Annotated in this window: 13 protein-coding genes and 1 tRNA gene; 5 read left to right on the forward strand and 9 right to left on the reverse strand. The window is 64.9% G+C overall.

All coding sequences use genetic code 11. From position 1 onward, the window contains the following. The first annotated feature begins 246 nt into the window (after positions 1-246). Positions 247-1,191, forward strand: coding sequence for a phosphoribosylaminoimidazolesuccinocarboxamide synthase (locus GGQ64_RS00005; protein ID WP_183799048.1), 945 nt, complete (start codon positions 247-249; stop codon positions 1,189-1,191). Between the two features lie 109 nt (positions 1,192-1,300). On the opposite strand, the gene GGQ64_RS00010 is transcribed toward GGQ64_RS00005, so the two are convergent. The 7 genes from GGQ64_RS00010 to GGQ64_RS00040 all read right to left on the reverse strand — a co-directional run bounded on the left by GGQ64_RS00010 (position 1,301) and on the right by GGQ64_RS00040 (position 8,848). Continuing rightward, entirely contained in the window at positions 1,301-2,146 is an 846-nt protein-coding gene (locus GGQ64_RS00010) for an MBL fold metallo-hydrolase (protein WP_183797610.1), read from the reverse strand. A gap of 1 nt (position 2,147) precedes the next feature. Further along, positions 2,148-2,927: a TatD family hydrolase gene (locus tag GGQ64_RS00015; RefSeq protein WP_183797612.1), complete on the reverse strand. Its 780-nt coding sequence runs from the start codon at positions 2,925-2,927 to the stop codon at positions 2,148-2,150. A gap of 20 nt (positions 2,928-2,947) precedes the next feature. Further along, on the reverse strand, positions 2,948-4,498 hold the full coding sequence (gene metG / locus GGQ64_RS00020; RefSeq protein WP_183797614.1) for a methionine--tRNA ligase: 1,551 nt from the start codon (positions 4,496-4,498) through the stop codon (positions 2,948-2,950). Between the two features lie 135 nt (positions 4,499-4,633). Continuing rightward, positions 4,634-5,671 (reverse strand): DNA polymerase III subunit delta', encoded by a 1,038-nt coding sequence (locus tag GGQ64_RS00025; RefSeq protein WP_183797616.1) that lies wholly within the window; start codon positions 5,669-5,671, stop codon positions 4,634-4,636. Then, positions 5,668-6,348 (reverse strand): dTMP kinase, encoded by a 681-nt coding sequence (tmk, locus tag GGQ64_RS00030; protein WP_246422253.1) that lies wholly within the window; start codon positions 6,346-6,348, stop codon positions 5,668-5,670. Before tmk ends, GGQ64_RS00025 begins: the two co-directional genes overlap by 4 nt. A 130-nt stretch (positions 6,349-6,478) precedes the next feature. Further along, the gene (locus GGQ64_RS00035) at positions 6,479-7,651 is read right to left on the reverse strand and encodes a D-alanyl-D-alanine carboxypeptidase family protein (protein ID WP_183797618.1); all 1,173 of its coding nucleotides are present in this window, start codon (positions 7,649-7,651) and stop codon (positions 6,479-6,481) included. 183 nt (positions 7,652-7,834) lie between these two features. After that, the gene (locus GGQ64_RS00040) at positions 7,835-8,848 is read right to left on the reverse strand and encodes a septal ring lytic transglycosylase RlpA family protein (protein WP_183797620.1); all 1,014 of its coding nucleotides are present in this window, start codon (positions 8,846-8,848) and stop codon (positions 7,835-7,837) included. A gap of 516 nt (positions 8,849-9,364) precedes the next feature. Here GGQ64_RS00040 and GGQ64_RS00045 point away from each other — a divergent pair. Then, on the forward strand, positions 9,365-9,898 hold the full coding sequence (locus GGQ64_RS00045; RefSeq protein WP_183797622.1) for a DUF992 domain-containing protein: 534 nt from the start codon (positions 9,365-9,367) through the stop codon (positions 9,896-9,898). A gap of 301 nt (positions 9,899-10,199) precedes the next feature. Beyond that, entirely contained in the window at positions 10,200-10,730 is a 531-nt protein-coding gene (locus GGQ64_RS00050) for a dihydrofolate reductase family protein (RefSeq protein ID WP_183797624.1), read from the forward strand. A 40-nt stretch (positions 10,731-10,770) separates the two neighbouring features. On the opposite strand, the gene GGQ64_RS00055 is transcribed toward GGQ64_RS00050, so the two are convergent. Further along, positions 10,771-10,860 (reverse strand) — tRNA-Ser (locus tag GGQ64_RS00055). 230 nt (positions 10,861-11,090) lie between these two features. On the opposite strand from GGQ64_RS00055, the gene lexA reads away from it, so the two are divergent. After that, a complete protein-coding gene (gene lexA, locus GGQ64_RS00060) occupies positions 11,091-11,801 on the forward strand; it encodes a transcriptional repressor LexA (protein WP_183797626.1) in 711 nt (236 codons plus the stop codon). Here the strand turns inward: lexA and GGQ64_RS00065 are convergent. Beyond that, on the reverse strand, positions 11,782-14,349 hold the full coding sequence (locus tag GGQ64_RS00065; RefSeq protein ID WP_246422212.1) for a ComEC/Rec2 family competence protein: 2,568 nt from the start codon (positions 14,347-14,349) through the stop codon (positions 11,782-11,784). The two genes, lexA and GGQ64_RS00065, sit on opposite strands and share 20 nt — an antisense overlap. A 300-nt stretch (positions 14,350-14,649) precedes the next feature. On the opposite strand from GGQ64_RS00065, the gene gltA reads away from it, so the two are divergent. Then, entirely contained in the window at positions 14,650-15,939 is a 1,290-nt protein-coding gene (gltA, locus tag GGQ64_RS00070; RefSeq protein WP_183797628.1) for a citrate synthase, read from the forward strand. The last annotated feature ends 13 nt before the right edge of the window (positions 15,940-15,952 follow it).

The raw sequence follows: 15,952 nt of genomic DNA on the forward strand, positions 1-15,952 counted from the left end.
CTTGCTCCCAACGTTGGCATTGGCCAGCGCGTCGAGAGGCGAGACTGTCGCATCTCTAACTGGCCCAACTGTCGCATTACTAAATAGCCCTTACAAACAAACATCGCATAAGATAGATTATGGAACTAAACGATGTGAATTTCAGCTGTCGACCACGGTTGCGCCCCCCTTTACCTTGACCTTCCGGGCTGCGCCTGCTTTAGCGCTGTCATCACTCCTGCATGCGAGGCCCGGCCGATGAGCGAACTGCGCGTACTTTCAGATGCCTTCATTCCCGAACTGCCGGGCCGCTACAAGGGCAAGGTTCGCGAAAACTATGATCTGCCCGACGGCAGCCGCATCATCATTGCCACGGACCGGCTCAGCGCCTTCGACGTCATCCTGACCTCGATCCCGTTCAAGGGCCAGGTGCTGACGCAGACGGCGCGCTACTGGTTCGAGGAAACGGCCGACATCTGCCCGAACCATGTGCTGGCCTATCCGGATCCGAACGTGGTCGTCGGCACGCGGCTCGACATCCTGCCGGTTGAGGTCGTCGTGCGCGGCTATCTCGCCGGTACCACCAGCACCTCGATCCTGACGAAGTACCGCAACGGCGAGCGCGAGATGTACGGCATCCGCCTGCCGGACGGCCTGCGCGACAACGAGAAGCTGCCGCAGCCGATCATCACGCCGACCAGCAAGGCCTTCGACGGCGGCCACGACGAACCGCTCTCCGGCGACGAGATCCTGTCCCAGGGCCTGCTTTCGGCCGACCAGTGGGAAACCGTTTCCTCCTATGCGCTGGCGCTGTTCGCCCGCGGACAGGCGCGCGCGGCGGAACGCGGCCTGATCCTGGCCGATACCAAGTACGAATTCGGTACCGACAAGGACGGCCGCATCGTGCTTGCCGATGAGATCCATACGCCGGACAGCAGCCGCTACTGGATCGCAGACAGCTACCAGGCGGCGTTTTCCGCCGGCACGCGGCCGCAGAGCTTCGACAAGGATTTCGTCCGTGCTTGGGTCACAGAGCGCTGCGATCCTTACAAGGACCCGATCCCGGAGATTCCCGCAGACCTCGTCGACCAAACGTCGAACGTCTACATAAAGGCCTACGAGACGATCACCGGCCAGACCTTCGTGCCGGACCTGTCCGGAGCGACGGTGCTGGAGCGCATCCGCAAGAACCTCGCACCCTATTTCCAATGATATACAGATATATTAGTATATTACAATAATATACTAAAGCTTTCCATAAAGAACCTGGCAACGATCGAACCGGGCTTCGAGGCACTGCGCAGACCGGTCCGCCCGCCGCTCAAACCCTACCGCCCGCCAGAGTCTCGACTTCCTCGGTGACGTCGAATTCGATTGCCATCTGGTCGTAGGCCGGTTCGACATGGTCCGGCGTCTCGCTCATGACTGTCTCATAGTCGAGCGGCACGTGCATGTGCGTCAGCGCGGCGCGCCGCGGCTCCAGGCGGGTAATCCAATCCAGCGCCTGGCCGAGCGAGAGGTGGCTCACATGCGGGCGGTACTGCAGGGCGTCGATCACCAGGAACTCGAGCCCCGAAAGCCGGGCGACCGTTTCGTCGGGAAAGCCGCTCACGTCGGTGCAATAGGCGAAGCCGCCGACGCGGAAGCCAAGGGAATGGATCGCGCCGTGCACCTGCAGCAGCGGCTGGAAGCGGATGTCGCCCCCTGCTCCGCCGATCACCACCGGCCGGTCGAGCGGCTCGATCAGGTTGGCGCTGACGATCGGCGGATAGAAGCCGCCTTCCGGCGTCTCAAGGCAGTAGGAAAAGCCCTCGCGGATGCGGTCCATCGTCGGCCGGTCCGCCCAGATCGGCATTTGTCCTCCATGGATGACGTAGCCGCGGATGTCGTCGATGCCGTGGATGTGGTCGGCATGGGGATGGGTGTAGAGCACCGCGTCGATGTGGTCGACTTTCGCCGCGATCATCTGCTCGCGGAAATCCGGGCCGGTGTCGATGACGACGGCCGTCGTACCATCCGGCCCGATCTGCTCGACCAGCAGCGCGGCGCGCGTCCGGCGGTTCTTCGGGTTATTGCGGTCGCAGGCGCCCCAGTCGCCGGTGATGCGGGGCGTTCCGGGAGAAGAGCCGCAGCCGAGGATCGTGAAGCGCCGCCGGTACCCGACCATGTCAGACCCTTGGCATCTTGGAGAAGATGCGGAACGCGTTCTCGGTGGTGATCGCCGCGATTTCTGCTTCTGTCAGGCCGAGCGTTTCGGCGAGCACCGCGGCGGTGTGGGCGACGTAGGCCGGCTCGTTGCGCTTGCCGCGGAACGGCTTCGGCGCAAGATATGGCGCATCGGTTTCCACCAGCATGCGTTCGGTCGGCACGGTCTTGGCGATCTCGCGCAGTTCCACCGACTTCGGAAAGGTCAGGATGCCGGAGAACGACACGTAGCCGCCGAGCTCGACGCCGATGCGGGCGAGTTCGGCACCGGAGGAAAAGCAGTGGAGCAGGAAGGGGAAAGCCCCCTTCCCTGTCTCCTCCGTCAGGATCGCCGCCATGTCCTCGTCGGCGGCGCGACTGTGGATCACGAGCGGCAGGCCGGTCAGGCGCGCCGCCGCAATGTGGTTGCGCAGGCCCTCGACCTGTGCCTCGCGCGGGGCGTTGTCGTAGAAATAGTCGAGCCCGGCCTCGCCGATAGCGACCACCCGCGGATGCTCGGACAGGCGCACCAGCTCCTCGACGGTGACGTCGAGCTCCTCGTCGGCGTTGTGCGGATGGGTGCCGACCGAGCAGAAGACGGTCGGATACTTCTCAGCGATCGCAAGGATCTGCGGAAATTTCTTCACCCTGGTCGAGATCGTCACCATCTGGCCGACGCCGGCGGCATGGGCGCGAGCGACGATCGCGTCGCGCTCCGCCTCAAAATCGGGAAAATCCAGATGGCAATGGGTGTCGATCAGCATCTTTAAGGTCCAGCTTCCCGTCAGGCTTCCGGCGCGACGTAGCGCGGGAAGACCGGCGAAGGCGCTTCCAGCGGCGTGCCGCTGACGAGACGGCCCGCCTCGCCAAGCGCTGCGAAATCGCGTTTGTCGGCGGGTGCCGCCACCAGATCCAGCAGCTTTGCCGAGGACGCCGGCATGAACGGCTGCAGCAGGATCGCGATCTGGCGGACAACTTCGGCGGTGACGTAGAGCACCGTGCCCATCCGTTCCGGATCGGTCTTCTTCAGCGCCCACGGCGCCTCGCCGGCGAAATAGCGGTCAGCCTCGGAGACGACGGCAATGATCGCCGCCAGCGCCCGGTGAATCATCAGCTTGCCCATCTCGTCGCGGGTGACGGCATGCAGGGCGTCGGCGGAGGCGAGCATCGTCCGGTCGGCCTCCGTCAGCGGGCCACAGGCCGGGATCCTGCCGTCGCAGTTCTTGACGATCATCGACAGCGAGCGGCTCGCCAGGTTGCCGATGCCGTTGGCGAGGTCGGAATTGATGCGGGTAGCGATCCCCTCCTCGCTGTAGCTGCCGTCCTGGCCGAAGGAGACCTCGCGCAGCAGCACGTAGCGGATCTGGTCGAGACCGAAGTGCTCGACGAGATTGGCCGGGTCGACGACGTTACCGAGCGACTTCGACATCTTCTCGCCCTTGTTGAGCAGGAAGCCATGGGCGAAGACCCGCTTCGGCAGCGGCAGGCCTGCCGACATCAGGAAGGCCGGCCAGTAGACGGCGTGGAAGCGGATGATGTCCTTGCCGATCATGTGGATATCGGCCGGCCAGTATTTCGCGCGCGGTCCTTCCGGGTCGGTCAGGTAGCCGGTGGCGGTGATGTAGTTGGTCAGCGCATCGACCCAGACATACATGATATGGGCCGGATCGTTCGGCACCTTGATGCCCCAGTCGAAGGTGGTGCGCGAGACCGACAGGTCCTTCAGGCCGGACCTGACGAAGGAGGCGACCTCGTTGCGGCGCTCAGCGGGGCCGACGAAGTCCGGCTGCGCCTCGTAGAGCGCCAGCAACCTGTCCTGGTAGTTGGACAGCCGGAAGAAATAGCTCTCCTCCTCCACCCACTCCACCGGCGTGCCCTGCGGCCCGTAGCGCACGCCGTCGTTGCGCAGTTCCGTCTCGCCTTCCTGGTAGTAGGCCTCGTCGCGGACCGAGTACCAGCCGGAATAGCTGTCCTTGTAGATGTCGCCGGCATCGGCCATGCGGTTCCAGATCACCTGGCAGGCCTCGTGATGCCGCTTCTCGGTGGTGCGGATGAAATCGTCGTTGGACGCATTCAGCAGCACGGCCATGTTCTGGAATTCGGCGGTATTGCGGTCGGCAAGCTCCTGGGCGGAGATGCCCTCCTTGCGCGCGGTCTGCTGCATCTTCTGGCCGTGCTCGTCGGTGCCCGTCAGGAAGAATACGTCGCGCCCGTCCAGCCGCTGGTAGCGGGCCACGGCGTCGGTCGCGATCAGTTCGTAGGCATGGCCGATATGCGGCTTGCCGTTCGGATAGGAGATTGCCGTGGTGATGTAGAAGGGAGACGTGTCTGTCATGAGCAAGGCCTGGCCTGTCTATTCCTGTGATTGTGGCAGCTATTAACGCATGAGCCGACCGAGGGAAACAGCAAGTTTGCGCATCAGCCCAGCGCCCCTCGCCCCACCCCTCGCCTGCCAGACCGCCTCGTCGGCTCAGCGGCCGGCCTGCGTGGCGATCTCGTCCAGGATCTCGATGACCGTCTGCTTCCGGTCGAGATTGTAGGCGGCCGCAATCGCGATCTTCTCCACCAGCGCCGAGGATAGCCGCGCCAGCCGCTCCGCCGCCTCGATGTCGCCGCCTACCGCCGCGGCCCTGGCGCGCGTGACGACGTGGTCGTTCGCCTGCCCGCAGAAGAAGTTGTAGAGCGTGTCGCCGTCCTTGGCCGCCAGCACGTCGGCAAGCTTGTGCACGTCCTTGCGTGGCGCGCTGCCGGCCTGGCCGACGATCGCCTGGAACGCCTCCAGGATGTCGAAGCCGCCGTAATTGATGAGCTTCAGCGCCGTCGACACGCTGCCGCCCGCAGCCGCAAGCAGGCGGTCCGTGCGGCCCGGCGGCAGGGCGACGCCGAGGCTGCCCAGCGCCTTCTCCAGATCGGGATCGGACAGCGGAGACAGGTTCAACGGCAGGCAGCGCGAACGGATGGTCGGCAAAAGCTTGCCCGGAGCATGGGTGAGCACGAGGAACATCGCATTGCGCGGCGGCTCTTCCAAGATCTTGAGGATGGCGTTGGCCGCGTTCCGGTTCAGGTCGTCTGCGGGATCCACGATGACGATCCGCCAGTTGCCGCTCCCCGAGGTCTGGGCGAAGAACTTTCCGGCGCGGCGCACCTCGTCGACCGTGATCGCAGCGCGCATTTTGCCCGTCTTCTCGTCCACCGGCCGGGAGAGATGCAGGAGATTGTGCGAGGCGCCCGAGGCGATCTGCCGTCCGAGCGCCGAATGCGGATCGGGATCGGCCATCGTCTCCGGGGCCGAGAGCGGATCGGGGTGGGACAGGACATGGTGGGCGAAGCGGAAGGCCAGCGTTGCCTTGCCGATGCCCTCCGGCCCCTCGATCAGGATCGCATGGTGCCCCTTGCCGGAACGATAGGACTGCGCGAGGAAGGCTTCTGCGGTCGTATGGCCGAACAGATGCGCCTGTTCGGCCGGTACGGTCGCGCCGTCGAGCAGGCCTGGATGCTCGGTGCTCACGTTGCATCCTCCGGATGGGCAAGGCGGCTGCGCCGCCCGAACGGCAGCAGCGTCTCGACCATCGAAAGGATCTGGCGGGCGATGTCCTCGCGCGGCTGCGTGGCATCGATGACGCGGCAGCGCAGCGGCTCGCGCTCGGCAAGGTCGAGAAAGGCCTCGCGACGCTTCTCGTGCGTCTCCAACTCCTCCTTCTCGAACCGATCCGGAGCGTTTTCCGCCGGCCCGGCCGAACGCTGGCGTGCCCGCTCGAGACCGACGGAGGCCGGCAGGTCGAGGATGAGCGTGCAATCCGGCATGACGCCATTGACGGCGACCTGCTGCAGCCTCTCGATGAAGTCCGCTTCGAGGTTGCCGGTAACGCCCTGGTAGACGCGCGACGAATCGACGAAGCGATCGCAGAGCACGACCCTGCCCTGGCGCAGCGCCGGACGGATCAGTTCTTCGACATGGTCGCTGCGGGCAGCGGCGAAGAGCAGCGCTTCCATGCGCGTGCCGAAATGCTCAGCCGCCCCGGACAGGATGACGTGGCGGACGGCCTCTGCCCCGGCCGAACCGCCCGGCTCGCGGGTCACGAGCACGTCTTGCCCGCGTTCCTGCAGCGCCTGCGCCAGCAACCGGATCTGGGTCGACTTCCCGGCCCCCTCGCCGCCCTCGAACGTTATGAACAAACCGGCCAAACCGACCTCTTCCCATTCCGGCGCACCGGCAACTTCCGGCCCTTCGGGGCCGATTCCGCCCACTACTAGCGCATATCCTTGAAAACCGAAAATTCATTCGCACGGGGAACGCGGGTGAACCCCACCCACCTCAAAGCCAGAAGAACAGCAGCTCCTGGAGCGCATCGAGCGCGCGGCTGAAGAGCGTGCCGACCTCGACGCTTGCTGCCGTCTGCAGCGGCACCTGGCGCAGGAACCGGTCGCCGTTCCAGATGCGCAGCACGCCGACCTGCTGCCCCGGAGCGACCGGCGCCTGCAGCGGCCAGGCATAGACCACGCGCGCCGACAGCCGCTCCTTGTTGTCGACCGGCAGCAGCACCTCGACATCGCCGGGCGTTACCAGCGGGACGGTGTGGACGTCGCCGCCATAAACGCTGGCCTCCGCAACGGTGTCGCCGGCCTTGAAGAGCGTCCTCGATCCAAAGGCCGTCATGCCCCAGTCGATCATCCGCCGCGCCTCGTCGACGCGTTCCTTCTCGCTCGCAAGCCCGCCCAGCGCCACAAACAGCCGGCGGTTGTCACGCTCCACCGAAACCAGCAGGCCGTAACCGCTGTCCTCGGCAAAGCCGAGCACCAGCCCGTCGACGCCGATGTTCATGCCGACCAGCGGGTTCCGGTTGCGCTGCTTGATCTTGTTCCATACGAATTCCGGCTCGGAATAGTACCGGTAGTATTCCGGATAGGTGTCCCTGAGATAGCGCCCGAGTGTGACGAGATCCTGCATGCTGACCTTGTTGCCCGGATCCGGCAGGCCGGTGGCATTGGCAAAACGCGACTGCGTCAACCCCAAAGCCTTTGCCTCCGCGTTCATCCGCGCGGCGAAGGCTGCCTCCGAACCGGCCATGCCTTCGGCAAGGATGATGCAGGCATCGTTGGCGGCCTGCACGGCGACGCCGCGGATCAGGTCCTCCACCGCAACCTGCGACTTCAGGGCTGCGAACATCGTCGCCGTGCGCGACGGCGCCCCGCCGGTCCGCCAGGCGTGTTCCGAAACGGGATAGGTCGTGTCGAGCGCGATCTCTCCGGTCCGCAACGCCTTGAAGACGACGGCCAGGGTCATCGCCTTGGCAAGCGACGCGGAGGTGACCGGTTCGCTCTCTTTCCGCGAAAAGAGGATCGTGCCCGTCCCGGAATCGATCAGGTAGGCTTGCCTGGCCTTGGTGTCGAAGAGATCGGGGGTCTGGGCCAGGGTCTGCGACTGGGCCCAGGCGGAAGATGTCAGGACCAGCGAAAGGACGAGAATGACGATCGATCGGAAGGACATGGAGACTCCGGCATTTGTCCTAAAGTCCTACACATCCATCCGTTCGGCAAGCAGTCCGCTAGAGCATGTCGCGCAAAAGTGTGGAGCGGCTTTGCGACGACGACATGCGCAAAATCAAAGGTCTAAGGAGCTGGAGCGATTCTGGGAGACCGCGATGGGCTTTGCGCGTTCTACCCGTCCTTCTTACGGGGTGTGGTTGCTGCCGGAGAGCAGCACGAGCGAGCCGTCCTGGCGCAGCACGGCATCGAAGGCCTCGACCGATCCGCTGTCGGCCGGCGTCTCGGCATAGGCGGCAGCAAAGCTTGCCCCGTCGCCCCGTACGGAATCCGGACGCTCGCCGGGGATCGGCCCGATCTCGGGCAACATGACGAACGCGCCGATGGCGGTGAACGCCGCACTGGCCGGCGCCGGTGCCGAAAGCGCCGTCATGGCCGAACCCGTCTCTTCGTCGCTTGCCCGCTCGGCGAAGCTCGGGATCGCCGCCGGCAGGCTGTCCGCCATCGGCGCCGCCGAGGCGACCATGACGCCGGTCGCGATCTGGCCGCCCGGATCGACCGCGGGAACACGCGAGCCCTTCGGCACGTAGGAGGCCATCAGGTAGGGCATGTCGTGGCCGTCGAGCCGGGCCTTGCCGACATACTGGACGCGCACCTTGGCGGTTCCCTTGCCCTTGACATCCAGCATTTCGGCTGTCTTGGAGGACACGTCGATGATCCGGCCATGCGAATAGGGTCCGCGGTCGTTCACCCGCACGATGACGGACGTACCGTTCTCGAGATTGGTGACGCGGGCATAGCTCGGCAGCGGGAAGGTCGGATGGGCGGCGGAGAGATGGTACTTGTCGTAGACTTCGCCGTTGGCCGTCTTGCGGCCGTGGAAGGCCGAGCCGTACCAGGAGGCGAGCCCGACCTTGTCGTATCCCGGATCCTCCTTCGGCTTGTACCACTTGCCGCGCACCTGGTAGGGCTGCCCGACCTGGTAGCGCCCGCCCCCCTTGGGGACCGCCTGCCCTTCCCGGACGACGCGCGGGCTGGCCTTCACGCCATATTCGGACTCGGCGAAATACTCCTTGCTCCGCCCGGCTTTCTTCGCCGTCTCGCCCGTGGTGTTGCAACTCGCCAGGCCGGCGCAGACGACCGGGATGGCGACGAGCCGGAAAGCAGTGCGCGCGCCCGCCGAGAAAAAACCGAAATCCATATGTCCCACGCCGCTCGTGTCCCTGACGCCATCCGTTCGCGACCGCCTGTCCTGCGATCACCCCCTCGATAGCGCTCCGTTCAAAACATAATATTAATCATGACGTCAAAATGGCAAAAATGCGGTTCTCCCCGCGCGGAAACGGTGCAACAGAAGAACTAAATTTCCACATGGTTAACGAATAGACAATTTGAAGAGCCTCGCCCCCGTTTCAATCCTTCTACTTCGCGCGCGGCCACACGATGCCGGCAAGGCCGTCCGATGCACTTCCAGGCCGCCCGGATAGACAAGCCGCTACAGGCCGGTGTCTGTTCGTGCAGGGCAGGACCCAGGATTGTTGATAGCGAAAGCGCGCGCCGCCTATGCCGTTGAATTGCCTCAATGACGGCCGAACCCATGGCCCGACGGATTCGTCGTTGTGGAACCTCAGCAATCGACAGGCGTTCCTGATTGCCGACTGAGTGACCGCGATAAGGAGGGCGCGCCGAAGAGCGTGGCCGAAACAGGAGAAAGCATATGAAAAAGACTTTTGCCATTGCAGTGATGAGCGCGACGCTAGCCGCTTCCGGCCTGACGGCTGTCCGGGCCGCCGACACGGTGGTCATCCCGGAAGCTCCGGTGGCCGCCCGCTCCGACGCGCGCGACGGCGTCCGCATCGGCTACCTGGATTGCAGGATCGGCGGCGGCGCCGGCTACGTGCTCGGCTCGGCCAAGGAAGTCGATTGCGCCTTCGTCACGACGATGGGCAGCGAACCGGTCGACCACTACCAGGGCCAGATCCGCAAGCTCGGCGTCGACCTCGGCTTCACCACGCAGGGCCGCCTTGTCTGGGCCGTGCTCGCGCCGACTGCCGGCTATCACGAAGGCTCGCTCGGCGGCGTCTACCAGGGCGCCACGGCCGAGGCGACCGTCGGCGCCGGCGTCGGTGCCAACATCCTCGTCGGCGGCACCTCTGGCTCCATCCACCTGCAGACCGTCAGCCTGACCGGCCAGATCGGCCTCAACATCGCAGCGACCGGCACGTCGATGACGCTGAATTCGGTCAACTGACAAAGTCGACCGTGGGCACCCTGCCATCCCCTGCAGGGTCCCACGCCGTCCCTCCCTGCCCTGTGCCTTGAGGGTACGCGGACGCAGCCGGCAGCATGGCACGTCCATGCTGCCTACGAAATCGAGTCGCGGTATCCCGCCATCACTCTCCAAATCTGATCTAAGAGCGAATGGCAGTACTGGCGGGAGCATCTGGCTGTAGGTCAAATCGACAACGCGGCGTGCAGTTTGTACCCAACCTCCTTTACGCGTAACGGCGGCTCAAGCTATTCTGAAGACCCTGGTATGGAGATTCCGCAGCATGGCGAAGCTCGTCTTTGGAATGAACCAGTCCCTGGACGGTTACGTCGATCACCTGGAAATGAGGACAGGTCCCGCGCTCTTTCGTCACTGGATAGAGCACGTGCGCGACCTGACCGGCAGTGTATACGGTCGCCGCATGTACGAGCTCATGCGCTATTGGGACGAAGACCGCCCCGAGTGGGGTGCGGAGCAACACGAGTTCGCGGCGGTGTGGCGGCGCCAACCGAAGTGGGTCGTGTCGCGCTCGTCGAAGTCGGTCGGCCCCAACGCTACGCTTGTCGAGGATGACGTCGAGGCGGTGATACGCGGCCTGAAGGCTCGGCTCGTTGGGGAGATCGCAGTTTCCGGACCAGACCTGGCACGAAGCCTGACCGACCTTGGCCTTATCGATGAGTATCGACTCTACTTCCACCCTGTCGTGCTTGGTCGCGGCAAGCCATTCTTTGCCGGCTCGCCGCCACCGCTCCGTCTAGCTTCCATTGATCCCGTTGGCGAGGACACGGTTAGGCTGACATACGTTCCCGCTTGATCGCGCAACTCACTCGACGGACTGCACCGACGGCTGCAAATGGCGGAAGAGGTGGGATTCGAACCCACGGTACGGTTTCCCGCACGCCGGTTTTCAAGACCGGTTCCTTAAACCACTCGGACACTCTTCCATCAAACCGGCACGAGGTACGGCGCCTTGCGCACCCACGCCGGGGCACGGCGCTTTATAGCCGTTCATGGCTAGCCGTCAACGTGTTCAACCGCATTGCGGACGGGCCGCGCCCCGCCCACACCTGCCCCAATCTTCCGCACCATTCATTGAATTTTAGCCACTTGCGGAACACAAATGGAACAGATAGTGTTTGTTCCGTATTTGTTTCACGATTCTGGGTGACGAGCCATGCTGACCCGCAAGCAACAGGAACTGCTTCTGTTCATCCACGAGCGGATGAAGGAAACGGGGATACCGCCGTCTTTCGACGAGATGAAGGATGCGCTCGACCTGGCGTCGAAATCCGGCATCCATCGCCTCATCACCGCGCTCGAGGAGCGCGGCTTCATCCGCAGGCTGCCCAATCGCGCCCGCGCGCTGGAGGTGATCAAGCTGCCGGAAGCCTATTCGCCGAGCCTGAGGGCGCCGCGCGGCTTCTCGCCATCGGTGATCGAGGGCAGCCTCGGCAAGGAGCGGCCCGCGCCGGAACGTCCCCCGTCTCCAGCATCGGAGAGCTCGGTTGCCGTGCCGGTCATGGGCCGGATCGCCGCGGGCGTGCCGATCTCGGCTATTCAGAACAACACCCACGACATCTCCGTGCCTGCGGAAATGCTCGGCGGCGGTGAACACTATGCGCTGGAAGTCAGGGGCGACTCGATGATCGAGGCGGGCATCCTCGACGGCGATACGGTGATCATCCGCAATGCCGGCACGGCCAATCCCGGCGATATCGTCGTGGCCCTCGTCGACGACGAAGAGGCTACCCTGAAGCGCTTCCGCCGCAAGGGCGCCTCGATCGCGCTCGAGGCTGCCAACTCTGCCTACGAGACCCGCATTTTCGGTCCCGATCGCGTCAAGATCCAGGGCAAGCTGGTGGGGCTCATTCGTCGCTATCATTGAATTCGGCGATCTCGTCCGGATCCTGGAAACTGTCGGAACGCCAATCATAGAGGCGGTGCCGGTTCCAGGGGCGGTGGAGCTGGACGACTGCTTGCGTGGTGATCATGTTGCGGTCTGCCGTGACACCGTCGCCTGTCGATGCCACCTCGAGTGCGCCGGTGAGGCGGAGGCTGCGCGCGCTGATCAATAGGGCTCCGTTGGCGCAGGCACGCCTGCCGCGGTGGCGAGGGGCGATGACGATATCGGCGCGCTCGCACGCGGGTCCCATATAGGCAGGGTCCTCCAGCCAGACCACCCGCCAGCCCGCGGCAGCAACGCCGGCGCACCACGCCTGCCGGCGGCAGACGAAGCGCCTCTGCCCGGCAGCCAGGGTGAAGGCGGCGTCAAACGCTTCGGTCGCGGCGCCGGAATCGGCGCGATGCCGCCCGGTTCCCTGCAGGCCGAGGGATGCGACGGGATGGGGCGACGCTGCGAGTAACGAGGCAGATCGTCCATCTCCTGCGCGCCCGGCTGCGACCTTGCGGCGATCAGTTGTTGACCTCGTCGGGCTTCCTCGGTCTCCCTCCCCGCCTCCGAGCATCAACGGGGCTTTGTGCTGCTCGATGCGCAGGGCATAGCGCCATTGGTCATAGATGAAGCCGGGAGGCTGCCGGCGATTGGTCGCAGCCGCGCGATCGTCGACGAGCGCCACCAGCGCCCCGTCTTCGGAGACCAGCAATTGCGGTGCTGGCCGTGCGGGCGCGAGGAACGCCAGGACGGCGCCGGCAGCAAGGGGCAGGACGGCGAGAGCGGCGAGCCGTGTCCGAAACAGGCAGGCGAGGCCCCCACCCGCCGCCAGGAGCGCGAAGGCGAGCGGCGGCAGGCGTCCGGTGACGACCTCGCCGCCCCATCCCGATACCCAGTTCGCCATGGCGATCATGGCCTCGATGCCCTTGCCCATGATCGCCAGCGGAATGCCTTCGAGCCCGAGCGGCATCAGCAGCATGGCGATCACCCCCATCGGCATGACGACGAAGGAGATGACCGGCATGGCCAGCAGATTGCCGGCAAGGCCGTAGGCCGGGATCCGGTGGAAATGGCCGAGCGAATAGACGAGCGTCGCCAGGCCGCCGATGACGGATGACAGCAGAAGCCCTGCAACGAAGCTGGACGCTTGCTGCGTCAGCCGCGGGCCGCGTGCGGCGGGCATATCTCGGAGAACGCCCCGGTCCCGCCATGCCGCATAGCCGGCCACCAGCCCGAGCGTCGCCGCATAGGACATCTGGAAGCCCGGCCCGGTGACGGCAGAGGGCGTGACCGACAGCAGAACGATCGCCGACAGGGCGATGTTGCGCAGGCTGATGGCGGTTCGGTCGACGAGGACGGCCACAAGCATGACGACGATCATCAGCCATGAGCGGACCGCCGAGACCGCGCCGCCCGAGATCAGGATGTAGAGGGTGACGGTCACCAGACCGCCCGCGGCTGCGAACTTCTTGATCGGGTATCGCTCGGCGGCACCGGGCAGGAGCGACAGGGCCAGGCGCGCACCGACGAGAAACGTGCCCGCGGCCAGCACCATGTTCAGGCCGGAGATCGCCAGCACGTGCGCAAGCCCCGCCCGGCGCAGCGCCTCGACCGTATCCGGGCTGATCCCCCGCTGTTCGGCTGTGACGAGGGCGGCTGCGATGGCGCCCGCGTCACCGCCGATCTGGTCACGGATGCGCGCAGTGAGTGCGCTGCGCCAGGCCGCGATGGTCTCCTGCGCGCTCGCAAGCCAGAAGACCCGGCCGCCCTCGCCGGTCAGTTGTACGGCGATGGGCTTTCCATAGAAGTAGCCGATCGCTCCCGTACCGGCGAAATAGGCGTCGAAGGCGAAGTCGTTCAGGCTCGGCAGGGCCGCGCCCGAGGGCGGGCTGAGGCGAGCTCGTCCCGAAATGCCCTCTCCGACTGCGATCGGCGTATGCCGGCTACGCGCCACAAGGTTGACGATGGCAGGCGGCCGCCGCAGGGCGGGATCATGGGTGGACAGGACGGCGATGCGGTAGCGCATCCGCCCGCGATCGTCGGCCTCGCTGGCAAGCACCCTTCCGGCAATGGTCGTCGTCACCGGCTGATCGAGAAGCACCGTCGAAAGCCGCGCCGTCTCGATGGCCGAAAGGCACATCCCGGCGACGAGCAGGAAGGCTGCGCGCGCCACCAGGGAAAAGAGACCGCAGCGGCACCAGGAACGGGCAGCAGGGATCGCGCTCGCGACGAGCAAGGCCGCCAACAGCAGCGGAGGCAGGTCATAGGGAAGTGCGTACCATGCCCAGACCCCTGCCCCGATCACGACCGGCACGAACAGGAACGGCGTGCCGTAGTCGCGCTCCCTCTGCCAGGCCGCCGCGAAAGACGAGCGCACGAGCATGCTGTTCCGGGCGAGCCGCAGTACTATGGAGCGCCGGGAAACGCGCGGCAGAAGGACCGGAAATGCCCTGGCGAGGGCGGTCGCAGCCGGCGTCGCCACGGAGGCAGCCTCCGGCGCTGCGGTCCGGCGCTCGACCTCGCTGGCAGTCCCCTCCCCCATATGAAAGATCCCGGCGTCAGACGCCCGATAATGCAACGTAAGATTTCGCAAGGCAATCCCGATCTTACGCCCAACCGGCCGCCGTTCCGGAAAGAATGCCCCCTCCCTAATTCCTCTTTTCTCGCCCATAAGTTGCTTGCAACTGGCGTGGAAGAGTAGATATTGCGATCCGGAATGTCGGATTTTGCATTGCACAACTATGCCTTCGTCTTGCTTGGCAGGGCGTCGCAAATGGGTTAGCAAAGCGGCACCGCCAAGTTCGGGCACGCCCAGTGCCCTCTTAAATCAATGGAGGTCCTCATGACGGGAAAGAGCGCGGACGTCACGATCAGTGACAAGACGGTGGAGTTGCCACTGCGAACGGGGACCATCGGGCCTTCGGTCATGGACATCGGCACGCTCTACAAGCAGACCGGCGCTTTCACCTACGACCCGGGCTTCACGTCCACGGCCTCCTGCGAATCCAAGATCACCTACATCGACGGTGACGAAGGCGTATTGCTGCACCGCGGCTACCCCATCGAGCAACTGGCCGAGCACGGCGATTTCCTCGAGGTCTGCTACCTGCTGCTCTACGGCGAACTGCCGACCAAGGCGCAGAAGGACGACTTCGACTACCGCGTCACGCACCACACGATGGTGCACGAGCAGATGTCGCGGTTCTTCACCGGCTTCCGCCGCGATGCGCATCCGATGGCTGTAATGTGCGGTTGCGTCGGAGCGCTATCGGCCTTCTACCACGACAGCACCGACATCACCGATCCGCACCAGCGCATGGTTGCATCGCTGCGCATGATCGCCAAGATGCCGACGATCGCGGCCATGGCCTACAAGTACCATATCGGCCAGCCGTTCGTTTATCCGAAGAACGACCTCGACTACGCCTCGAACTTCCTGCGCATGTGCTTCGCCGTGCCTTGCGAGGAGTACGTGGTCAATCCGGTTCTGGCGCGTGCCATGGACCGCATTTTCATCCTGCACGCCGATCACGAGCAGAATGCCTCCACCTCGACGGTCCGCCTCGCCGGTTCGTCCGGCGCCAACCCGTTTGCCTGCATCGCCGCCGGCATTGCCTGCCTGTGGGGCCCTGCCCATGGCGGCGCCAACGAGGCTGCACTCAACATGCTGGCTGAGATCGGCTCGGTCGACCACATCCCGGAATACGTCGCCCGCGCCAAGGACAAGAACGATCCGTTCCGCCTGATGGGCTTCGGCCACCGCGTCTACAAGAACTACGATCCGCGTGCCCGCATCATGCAGAAGACCACGCACGAGGTTCTGGGCGAACTCGGCATCAAGGACGATCCGATGCTCGAGGTCGCCATGGAACTGGAGCGCATCGCGCTTACGGACGAGTACTTCATCGAGAAGAAGCTCTATCCCAACATCGACTTCTACTCGGGCATCACGCTGAAGGCGCTCGGCTTCCCCACCACGATGTTCACCGTTCTGTTCGCTCTGGCCCGCACCGTCGGCTGGATCGCCCAGTGGAACGAAATGATCGAGGATCCGGAGCAGCGCATCGGCCGTCCGCGCCAGCTCTATGTCGGCGAGCCGAAGCGGGACTACATCCCGGTTTCCAAGCGCTGAAGCCGAAGCGAAG

Source organism: Mycoplana azooxidifex (genome assembly GCF_014196765.1).
Taxonomy (GTDB): domain Bacteria; phylum Pseudomonadota; class Alphaproteobacteria; order Rhizobiales; family Rhizobiaceae; genus Mycoplana; species Mycoplana azooxidifex.